Source organism: Streptomyces sp. SID11385 (assembly GCF_010548245.1).
Lineage (GTDB): Bacteria > Actinomycetota > Actinomycetes > Streptomycetales > Streptomycetaceae > Streptomyces.
Genome location: NZ_JAAGLR010000817.1, coordinates 35,304 through 46,337 on the forward strand (window position 1 = coordinate 35,304; position 11,034 = coordinate 46,337).

The following is an 11,034-nucleotide window of genomic DNA, read 5'->3' on the forward strand; positions in this document are numbered from 1 at the left end:
GGGGAGGGGGCCCAGGGACCCGATCAACCGGTCAACTCGGTCAACTTCTCGGCGCAAGAGGTGGATCGGCCGCGCATGGGCATCACGATGGTGAGGCGGGCCGACGAGAGGCGCACCGCTCAGGCAAAGGTGGTCGTGGATGGCACCACACACGGGGGAACCGAACGCCGTGCTGGCCGGGTGCCTCGACGAACTCGGCTGGAGCCCGAAGGCGCTCGCGCGCAAGCTCAACCGGGTGTTCGGCACGGGTACGGTGGCCGAGTCGGCGCCGTACCACTGGCGGGACGCGGGCGCGTTGCCCCGAAGCCCCCTGCCCGCGATGACCGCCTATGTCCTGGCCCAGGAGCTGGGCAGACCGGTGTCCGTCGCCGACCTGTGGCAGGGGCGCGCGGGCGACTCCTCCGCGCTCGTCCCCGCCGACACGGATCTCGCGCGGCCGTGGACCAGGCACGGCATGGAGGCGATCGTGGAGGACTGGGTACGAGGCGGGCTCGTCGATCGCCGCCGCTTCCTCGCGATCTCGGGCGCGGGCCTGCTGGCGATCGTCGCCCAGTACCTCGACGGGGCGGCCGGCCGGGGAAGCTATCCGCCCGGCAGCGCGCTGAGCGGCCCCGATCCGCTCATCGAGCAGGTCGAGCACCACCTCCCCATGCTGTCCGCACTGGACGACGAACACGGCGGAGCACGCCATCTCCCCTACGTAGGTGCTCAGTTCCGCGCGATCGGTCTGCTCATCCACGACGGAGGGCACTCCCCCGCCACCGCGACCCGTCTCGTCCGGGCACTCGCGGAGATCGGACAGCTCGCCGGATGGATGGCCTTCGACGCCGCCGACCACGGCCTCGCCCAGCGCTACTTCGTCACCGCGCTCCGCGCCGCGCACCAGGTCAACGATCTGCCGCTGTCGGCGCACATCCTCGGCGACCTCTCCTTCCAGGCCGCGAGCCGGGGCCACCCGGCGGACGCCATCGCCCTCGGCGAAGCCGCCCGCCGCGCGAGCGAGGCCGCGCCGCCCGTCGTCCGCGCGTCCGTACTCTCCCGGCTGGCGTACGCGTACGCCGTCGCCGGGCGGGACGACGACTTCGCACACGCCCGGGGGACGGCGGCCGAACTGATCGCCTCACGGAACGGCGGGCGGGAGGAGCCCCGCTGGATGTACTTCCTGACCCCCAACCACCTCGACTGCCAGGCCGGTTACGGGCTCGTGCAGATGGGCCGCGCCGAGCTGCGGTCGGAGAACGGGCGAAAAGGGCGGCGGCTTCTGGCACAGGGCACGGAGATGCTGCGCTCGGGGGCGTACGAGGTGCCCCGGGGCGATCCCAGTCAGCGCAGAGCCATGTTCGAGGGCGCATGGCTGGCTCTCGGGCACAGCGCGCACGGCGACTTGGAAACCGCCTGCGAGGTCGGACGCATCGTGGCCGACCGCCTGCACGTCGTGCGCTCGCCCCGCAGCGCGGCCCTGCTCCACCAGCTCGCGGCGGACCTTCGCCGAAGGCAGCGCAACGCCCACGTCCGTACGTTCCTCCCCGAGCTGGAGCACGCGCTCGCCGAGCACGCTCCGGCGGTGCCGCCCGGTCGTTAGGGTCGGTGCATGACCGGAGTTGAGCGGGTTGTCGTTGTCGGAGCGGGCGTCGCCGGGCTCACCACCGCGGTCGTTCTCGCGGAGGCGGGACTGGCGGTGCACGTGGTGGCCGAGGAGATCCCGGGGGTCACGTCGCTGGCGGCGGGGGCGATGTGGGGGCCGTACCTGGTCGAGCCGAAGGCCAAGGTGGACGAGTGGAGCCGACGGTCGCTGGAGGTCTTCCGAGAGCTGGCCGGGGACCCGGCGACGGGCGTACGGCTGACGAGCGGCATCGAGGCATCGCGTACGGCGGAGGTTCCACCGGAGTGGGCGACGACGCTGCCGGACCATCGCCCGTGCGAGGCGGCTGAGCTGCCGCCGGGGTTCACGGCCGGATACCGGTTCACCGTGCCGCTGATCGACATGCCCGTTTACCTGGGGTACTTGCTGCGCCGGCTGGAGGCGACCGGAGGGACGGTCGAGGAGCGGCGCGTGCCCTCGCTCGCGCAGGCGGGACCGGCTGACGTGCTCGTGAACTGCTCGGGGATGGGGGCGCGGGAGCTGGCCCCGGACGGTGATCTACGGCCGATTCGCGGTCAGCACGTCGTGGTCGAGAACCCGGGCCTGACGGAGTTCTTCTCGGAGGACACGGGGACCTCGCCGGAGCTGTTGTGCTTCTACCCGCACGGGAAGACGGTCGTGTTGGGCGGTACGGCGGTCGAGGGCGAAGTCGGCCTCGCGCGGGACGACGAGGCGGCGGCCGGGATTCTGGCCCGGTGCGCGGAAGTCGAGCCGCGACTGGCGGGGGCGCGCGTTTTGGACCACCGGGTGGGAGCCAGGCCAACCCGCGCCGCCGTGCGCGTGGAGGAGGAACGGGCGACGGTCGGGGCGCGGGTCGTGCACAACTACGGGCACGGGGGTGCGGGGGTGACGTTGTCGTGGGGGTGCGCGGGGGAAGCTCTCAGGTTGGCCCTTTAATCAGAAACTGAGCCTTTTCGATGCCGGCCGTCGGGCGCCATGTGGAGTGACCAGGGGGCGTCCTGTCGCATGGCGGGATCGCTGGTCAACAGCCTGGACCATCTACAGCCAAGGCCGAGAACCAACCCTCTGACCAGGAAGGTGCCAAGTCGAAAAGAGCTCCTTGGGTGGAGGTTTTCAAGTATTCCGCGAAGTGTCGGTGAGAGGTGGGAAGATCGGTGCATGGCAGGTGGTGTGTTCGGTTTCCAGGTTCCTCGGGTGTGCCAGGTCCGGGGCGGTAGCGGCCCTGAGACAGACCTGTTCACTGCAGATGACGGGGCTTTCCGAGTGGACGGCCAGGGGCTGGTGACGGAAGTGAGCCAGCTGGACGAGGGGGCGCTGGTGTCTCCGTCGGTGGTGGCGGCGTCCGGAGCGATGGTGGTGCTCGGGGAGCCGGGCGTGGGGAAGACCTCGGTGCTGACCAGTCTGGTCGAGGGGCTGCCTCGCCTGGAGGAGGTGTGGGAGTGGGAGGGGGGCGAGGACGCCTGTGTGTGGGTGTCGGGCGGGGATCTGACGGAGACCTCATACGCGGACGAGCTCGGCTGCCACTTCGAGGCGCTGCCTGCGGCAGGCAGCACCGGCGGTGGCGCCGGAATGCTGACGGTCGTGTTGGACCAGGCCGACGAGAGCTCTTATCTGAGACATCTGTCCAAGCGGCTGAAGAGATCGTTGCGTGGCCGGGATGTCAGCCGGGTCCGGTTCCTGATGGCCTGCCGCACGGCCGACTACCCACCCGACGCGACGGGCGTGCTGACCGAGGTTTTCGGCACATGCCGTTGCGTGGATCTGGCGCCGCTGAGTCGGCAGGAAGCGGTCGCGCTGGTCGACAGCGCCGGGGCGCCGGGGGAAGAGGTGGTGACCGCAGCCGAGGTCGCCGGTGCGGCGGCACTGGCCTGCGTCCCGCTGACCCTGGAACTGCTGGTGATGACTTACCGCGTCGACGGCCGGCTGTATGGCACGCCCCGCGAGTTGTTCGCCCGCGGTGTGCAGCACCTCGCAGAGGATCCTGACCCTGACAGGCTCAGCCACGCTGTCACCACGACCGCGCCGCAGCGCCTGGTGGTGGCTGGACGGATCGCTGCCTGGATGCTGTTGTCCGGTCACCGGAGCGTGTGGCGCGGCCACAGCCTCAGCGCAGGTACCTTCGATCTGCCCGGCGAGCGGCTGGCGTCCGGCCAAGAGCAGACGATCGCCGGCGCCTTTGACGTCACCCCGCAGGTAGTCCAAGAGACCTTAAAAACAGCCTTGTTCACGGCCCCAGATGCCAACCGGGTCTCCTTCCGGCATTCGTCCGTGGCCGCCTACCTCGCCGCGCTGTACCTGATCGAACGTCAGGCCACACAGCGACAGCTTGAGAACCTGTTCCTGGTCGGCGCCCCCGACGGCGGGACCGCCAGCATCCCTATCCCGCTGCGGGAGACCGCCGCCTGGTTGGTCGCGATGAACCCCACAGCCACCAGGTGGTTGGTCGGCGCCGACCCCGAGAGCCTGGCAGCACACAGCGGGCTGGTGCGGTCCGATGAGATCCGACAGCTGACAGTGGAACGCCTCTTGGACCGCGCCGCCCAGATCGAGCTCAGCGGACACAGCTGGCAGCCGACCAACTGGGACCTCCAGCATCCCCAGCTGGGAGACCAGCTCACCGACGTGCTCCGGGCGGCTCCCGAGGGCGAGGCAGCCGACTGGCCGACCAGGGCGCGCATCCGGCTGGCGATCCGGCTGGCGCAGGACACCGGCACCATCCACTCGGGGCTGGCCGGAGCACTCCTGCACCTGGTGGAGAACGACACCTGGCACCAGACTGAACGCCGCCTGGCCGCACGCGCGGCATTCACCTGCGACCCCGGCCTCGCCATCCCCGTCCTCAAAGAGGTCCTCGCCTCGCTCATCGACCCTGCCCACGTGGACGCTGTCGACCCCGACGACGGCCTCCGAGGCACCGTGCTGAGCGTGCTGTGGCCGGACCACCTGGACGCGGGGACCATGCTTGCAGCACTCCGTCCCCCGCGATCCCAGCACACCTACGGCATGTACGCCCACTTCCTGAGGATCATGCCGGATCGGTGCACGGACGAGCAGCTCCCGGAGGTCCTTACCTGGGCCGAGAAAGCCACTACTGCTTCCGCCCGGCCCGCGCCGACAGCCCAAGACAACTTGGCAGAGACCACAGTGCTGGCCAAGGGGGCCTCCGAGGACCAAGCGAGGGGCGGCTTCGACTTCGCACCCCACCGGGTGGGCTCCGGACTGCTCGACGCCTTGGTCAACCGGACCCTTAGCAGCCAGAACGCGACACAGCACCTGGACGCCCTGGCCAGGATTATCTTCTCCCGGTTCCAGAGCCACCACACCGTTCGCATGCCCGACGCGCTGCAGCCTGACGAGCACGGACAGGAGCCCCATCACGTGCAGAAACTGCGCCATGCCCTGGCCCATGCACTCATCGGTGAGGCCGTCCGCAGAAAGATCGAACCTCGCCTCGCGGCCTGGCTCATCGTGCGGGAATGGGAGCGCCGATCGCCTCTGCTATGGGGCTCCGCGCCCGAGCGTTTTGGCCGCCATCTCCTGCTGGACGAAGCCGACTTCCCCTGGGCATGGGAGCAGATACAGTCTGCTGCGGCATCCGGGAACGAGGAGGTCATGCACGCCTTCGGCGAACTGGCCTCTAGCCTGTTCCCCCACGGCGACCAGGACGCCTTTGAACTGGCCTACGACAATCACCACCCCGGTTGGCCGTACATGCGCCACCTCTACGAGGCTGTAGACCTCGGGAGCGCTCTAGCCAAGGCATGGCGCCGCAATCATCAGGGGCAGGACAGCACCTGGCCGGAGTCGACCGCCTTCCTCGCCGAGCAGAATCACCTCCTCGCCGACGCCAGAGATGGTGACAACGACAGCCTCTGGAAGTTCCTGTGGCGCCTGCACGTAAACCCGCAGACCGGCCACTCCGAGGAGTTGTCCGACACCATCCGCGCCTGGCCGGGAAGCGCCGCCCTCCAAGACAGCCTCACCGACCTGGCCGACCTCGCACTGCGCTACCTCACCATCGAGAACGATCACGCCGACTCCTGGCTCGGGCAGAAACTGCACGACAAGCGCTCATGGGCCGGGTACGCCCTCCTTACCGAACTGCACCACGCCAACCGCATCACAGACCTGCCACCTAGCGCCTGGAGGGCGTGGGCCGCGGCTCTCCTCACCGAGAACCTGCATCTGGCCACCAGCTACACCGAAGACACCCGACGGGACCTGCTGCGCATGGTCGCCGCCCACGCTCCCGAGGAACTGGCACGCCGCGTCGACCAACTGGCCCGAGCAGAACTAGCCGACGGCAGCCAGCCTCTCCAGCTCAACCCGCTCGACCCGCGCTGGGCACCACAACTGCGCGGCGCCCTGGAGCACCTCGCCGCCGGCCTCACCGCCCGGCTCCGGGTTGTCCAGACCACCAGCACGGGATCCGTTGGACCAGCCGCCTCAGACCACAGCCCTCTGCAGGTGCCCGACACCAGCGAAGCTCGTGACGCCGCCATACGGACCTGGCACAGCCTCCTCACTTCGCTCCTGGAAGCCGACAGCCAGGTTGCCTATGACATCGCGGAAACCGTACTCTTCGCGCCCGCCGAAGCACCTGAGTCCGCCGACCTCCTCCTACCGGCCGCCCAGGCTCTTCTGGTCACGGACGCCGCCACACACTGGCCCCGCATCCGGGCTCTTACCGCAGCCCATCCCGGCCTCAGCCACCAACTCGCCGAAGCCTGCGCCCAAGGCCACATCAGCACGCCGATCCAGACCTCCCTCGCTGAAGCGGGACTCGCAGGCCTGTACCACTGGCTTAGCGACCTGTACGCGCCCGAAGAAGACATGAACCCCCTGGGGGCCCACTGGGTGACCCCGCAGGAGCAGGCGAGACGGTGGCGGGACTCCTTGCTCGGGGAACTGAGTCAGCGGGCCACCGCGGAAGCCGTCATCGAACTCGGGAAATTGGCCAACGAGTATCCCGACAGGCTGTCTATCGCCGCGGCTCTAATCACCGCAAGAACCCAGTACAGCGCCGCTAGCTGGGACCAGGTGCGGCTGGAAGACGTCATCAAAGTCCTCCATGACCCCGCACGGCGCGTCCTCCGTACCAGTACCGATCTCCTGGCCGCTGCCAGCGAGGTCCTTGAGCAGATCGCACAGGACATCCCTTCCCATGGCGAGCTGCTCTGGGACAGGACCCCTGGCAAACGCACCCGCAGAAAACCCCCCACAGCCGAGGACGCATCGGTTCCGGACACCTGGCGGCCCAAGCCCGAAGCGGCCCTATGTGCATACCTCACACATGAGCTTCGCCTGCGGCTGGGCGGCCACCACGTCGCGGTGAACCGGGAGGTGCTGATTCATCCCACCGACGCCTATGGCGCGGGGAACCGAACCGACATCCTCATCGACGCCATGCCGACCCCTGGCGACAGCCCCCACTCCGCCTCGGAAGAACCGGTCAAACTCGTCATTGAGGTCAAGGGGTCCTGGAACCCAGGCGTTACCACTGCTCAGGAGGGCCAGCTGGCGGGCAGGTACCTGCCCGAAACGAAGACCGACGCAGGCATCTACCTCGTGGGCTGGTACCCGATAGATCTATGGGACGCCGTGGGGGACACGCGTAAAACTCAGGCGAAGAAGCTCGACCTCAGTACGCTGCGCACGCATCTGGCCGAGCAGGCGCGGAAGATCTCCGAGGCCGCGACAGTGCACCTGCGTCCCATGGTGGTCGAAATCCCCCGGCCGTACTCCGGGTAGAGGCAGTGCTCACCCAGACTGCTGGCCAGGTGAGTGGTCCACAATATTTACCGTCACATACGTCTCAGCGACGCCGTGAACGGCTGCTCATCGGTGCGGGAGCCGGTGCACGATCCGGCGTAGAGGACTTGGAAACCCGGCGATTCGCGCGGGTGGTGCTGGGTGCGTCGGCAGGTAGAGCAGCCAACTGCCGTATGCGCCACACCAGGACGTCGCTGACGTGCTCGGCCGAGTGCAGCTCGCGCCGCGCCGACGCCTTGCGGAGGAGTACGCACGGATCGCCGCCCCCGCGTCGCACCTCGTCGAGGGTCGCCGCAAGCGCGGGCCAGCCTGGCTCGGCGAGGACGCGGTCGGCGCGGTCGGGGAGGGCGTCGTGGAGGGTGGCGGCGTGGTGGCGGCGCTGGGTGGGCGTGAGCACCGTGCCGTGCTTGTGGAGGCGTGCCAGAGGTGCGGCGGCGGCCGTTCCGTAGGCGGCGCGCAGGTGCTCAGCGGCCCGGTGAGCCGCTTCGGCCTGCTGCTCGTGGTGCTTGGCCGCGTGCCAGCGGGCTGCGGCGGTGACCAGGAAGACGAGCATGTCCAGCGCCATCGCTGTGGCGGCTCCCTCCTCGCCCCGGCCGAAGGCCGGGCCGCTGTGGACGAGGTCGCGGGCCGCTCGGCGCAGCGCTTGGCTGTGGCCGTGGGCGGCGCGGATGTGGGAGCGGGAGGCGCGTTCGTAGGCGGTCGCGGCTGCGCGTAGTTCCTGGCGGGTGTGCGCGGCGGAGGTCTGGGCGAGGGCGTCGAGGACTTCTCCGGTGGCGGCGACGTGCGCGGCGACGATGGTGTCCTCGCCGTGGTCTATGACGAGGAGCGCTTCCCAGGCGGCGGTCATGGTGCGGCGGCGTGCGAGCGCGGGGCCGTTGGTCACGGGGAGATCCGTCCGCCGCGTAGTCTCCGGCGCGGCCCAACGGGCGCGGACGCGCGGGAGGGAGAGGTCGGGGGCGAGCTTGGAGCCGGAGTACCAGACGGGTTCGTTCTTGCCGTTGCGGTCGCCGGGCTGGGCGACGGTGTAGCCGATGACGTCGCCCGAGGGTGCGACGCGCGTGCGGACGCGCAGGCCGGCCTCGGAGATGCGGCGGAAGAACTCCGCGTCGCTGGACGCGCCCGCGACGGCGCTCCGGACGGCTTGGCGGAGCTCTTCGCGGGGTGTGCGGTCACGGTTCCTGCGAGCGGCCTTGTGCTGCTCGGCGGGGGTGGGGCGCTTCGCGGCGGTGCCGTCGCCCGTCCTCACGCGGCGCAGCCCGTAGTCCTTCTCGATGGCGCGGCACTCGGTCTGCGCGCGCTTGGCGGAGAGGTGGTGGCGGGGGCGGCGGCCGTCCTCGCGTATGAGGGTCGCGACGAGGTGGATGTGGTCGTCGGCGTGGCGGACGGCTGCCCAGCGGCAGCCCGCGCCGTCGCCGGGGTCGATGCCGGTGGCGGCGACGACGCGGCGCGCGATGGCGGCCCACTCGGCGTCCGTGAGGGTCCGGTCCTCGGGGGCGGCGCGTACGGACGCGTGCCACACGTGGTCGGCGGGGCGGGCGTCGACGGGCAGGAGGTGCAGCGGCTCGTCGAGGAGGCGGGCGAGGTCGGCGCGGGCGGTGCCCGAGTCACGGCCGGGGTCGGGGGCCTGGTGGTCGAAGGAGGCGACGAGGTGCGGGTCGGTGTGCTCCTCGCGGCGGCCCGGCCCGTAGAGGTAGGCGAGGAGGCGGGCCGTGTCGCGCCCCTGCTTGTGGAGGGACGGGATCATCGGGCCGGCCCGCCCGCCTCCGGACCGGTCATGCGGGCAGTCAGCCGCCGTATCCCCTCGGCGGCCTGGCGGGTGGCGGTGAGAGTGGCCTCCAAGCCGGTCGGGTAGACGCCGCTGTTCAGGGCGTGGGCGACCTGGTTGAGGTTGTTGCCGATGTGACCGAGCTGGCGTTGCAGGCTGAAGAGTGCGGTCAGGGTGTCGCGTCGGTCGGCGATGGTGGCGGCGGTGCGGTCGAGGTCGCGGGCGGCGGCGAGGCCGCTGTGCGCGAGGAATCCGGCCACGCTCATCCCGACCGTGTCTGCCGCCGTGCTGACGGCGGCGAGTTCGGACTCGCTGAGGCGGACGCTGTGCGCGCGGCGCTGCTCGCGCTCGCGGATACGGGCCTTGGCCCGGCGCCCTCCCCGCTGCGCACCGTCCTCGGTCGCCGCCTTCCGTGCCCCCTGGCTCGGGAGCGGGCCCGCCACCCCTGGGGCGGGCTCTGGTTCGGACGCGCCCCCGACGGGGGAGTGTCCGAACCTACAACTTGCTCCGCCTGAAAGGTCGGTGGACGACTGATGCTGCTGGGACGGTGCGGGGGTGTCGCGGTGCTGCTGGTACATGGCTCTCCTACGAGGGGGTTCAGCCGGTGGGGCGTCTCAGTTCGGCCTTGAGCTCGCGGACGATCTCGCCCGCGTGGTCGCTGGCGACGCTGTATCCGGCCTCGCGCACGGCCTTCTCCAGGAGGTCGCGGGACAGGCGGCCCTGCGAGGCGTGGATCTTGCGCGCGACGCGGCGCAGGCGGTCGTCGGAGGCGCGGGACTTGCGGCCCGGGGAGTGGTGAGGCTCGGGATCCGTACCGGTCGCGGGCGCAAGCGTCCCGCCATGCCCGCCCGGCCTGTCCGGGCGGGCGGTGTCGTCGGGCCGGGCTGTTTCCGGGCGGGCGGTGTCGTCGGGCTGTGCTGTTTCCGGGCGGGCGACGGGCTGAAAGGGCGCTCCGCCCGGGTGCTCCCGAGCTCCGTCCGCTGCCCGCCCGGCAGTGCTCACCTGCGTGGCGACGGCCCGCCCGCCCGTCCCCGCCCAGCGCGCGGGCAGGTCGATGGTCGCCAGGTCAGCGGCCTGACGGCGGGTCGCGAGCTGCCGGAGGAACTGCCCGTCGCGGGTGGGATCGGCGTCGATCCCCGCCCGTGCGAGTGCCCGCGACAAGCGGCGGATCACGCGCCGCCCGGACCGCCTCGCCCGCCGCCCGGGCGGCATTTCCGCGAGCCGGGCGGCCAGGGCGACGGCCCGCCGCGCCGCCCGGTCCCGGGCGATCTGCGCGGCTCCCCGGTCCTGCTCGACGATCCCGAGCCGGGCCAGCAGCCGCTCACGCCCCTGCCGTATGAGGACCGCGCCCAGCCCGCGCGACGCGGCGTCGGGCGTACGGTGCCGGAGCTCGATGCCCATCGCCGAGTGCCAGAGCACGGCGGCCATCACGGGTCCGACGAAGGCCCGCACCGTTCCCCCGACAGGCCCGGACTCGGCGTACGCGGGAAGGGTCTGCACGGCGGTGATCACCCACACCAGGACCCCGGGCAGCCCGGCCGCCCGCCTCGGCCCGTGCAGGTTCTGCCGCGCCAGCAGCGCCATCGCGAACAGCGCGAGCTCGGCGGCGCCGAACATCACCGTCCGCTCGGCACCGTCCCGCATGTCGAGGTGATGCGCCGCGAACCGCCAGCTCGTGTCCGCGCTGTACGCGGTGCAGCACGCGGCGGCGAGCGCGGCGACCTTCACCGCGACCGTGCCGCGCCCGCCCGTGCGGACTCGCCGGAGACGGCCGGCGACGAGGAGGACGACTGCGACGAGCACTCCGCCGACCGCGAGCGGCGCGGTTCCGAGCGGGTTGGTCACGCTGCCTCCCGCTTGCCGCGCGCCACGGCGAGGTCGCGGCGCGTCGGGT

The 11,034-nt window shown here is 71.1% G+C and carries 6 protein-coding genes; 3 read left to right on the forward strand and 3 right to left on the reverse strand.

Annotation, left to right across the window (positions count from 1 at the left end; genetic code table 11):
- Window positions 1-139 precede the first annotated feature (139 nt).
- From G3I42_RS24845 to G3I42_RS24855, 3 genes are all read left to right on the forward strand, one after another.
- A complete protein-coding gene (locus tag G3I42_RS24845) occupies window positions 140-1,582 on the forward strand; it encodes a transcriptional regulator (protein WP_164289455.1) in 1,443 nt (480 codons plus the stop codon).
- Window positions 1,583-1,591: 9 nt separating this feature from the next.
- Entirely contained in the window at window positions 1,592-2,539 is a 948-nt protein-coding gene (locus G3I42_RS24850) for an FAD-dependent oxidoreductase (RefSeq protein ID WP_164289457.1), read from the forward strand.
- Between the two features lie 222 nt (window positions 2,540-2,761).
- Complete coding sequence (locus G3I42_RS24855) at window positions 2,762-7,354, forward strand: hypothetical protein (RefSeq protein ID WP_164289459.1); 4,593 nt, start codon at window positions 2,762-2,764, stop codon at window positions 7,352-7,354.
- Window positions 7,355-7,418: 64 nt separating this feature from the next.
- On the opposite strand, the gene G3I42_RS24860 is transcribed toward G3I42_RS24855, so the two are convergent.
- From G3I42_RS24860 to G3I42_RS24870, 3 genes are read right to left on the reverse strand one after another with little or no spacing between them, the layout of a single operon-like run.
- Entirely contained in the window at window positions 7,419-9,119 is a 1,701-nt protein-coding gene (locus G3I42_RS24860) for a relaxase/mobilization nuclease domain-containing protein (protein ID WP_164289461.1), read from the reverse strand.
- Window positions 9,116-9,718, reverse strand: coding sequence for a plasmid mobilization relaxosome protein MobC (locus G3I42_RS24865; protein WP_239096652.1), 603 nt, complete (start codon window positions 9,716-9,718; stop codon window positions 9,116-9,118). The genes G3I42_RS24860 and G3I42_RS24865 overlap by 4 nt, the downstream gene beginning before the upstream one ends.
- A 19-nt stretch (window positions 9,719-9,737) precedes the next feature.
- Window positions 9,738-10,985 (reverse strand): hypothetical protein, encoded by a 1,248-nt coding sequence (locus G3I42_RS24870; protein WP_164289463.1) that lies wholly within the window; start codon window positions 10,983-10,985, stop codon window positions 9,738-9,740.
- Between the last annotated feature and the right edge of the window lie 49 nt (window positions 10,986-11,034).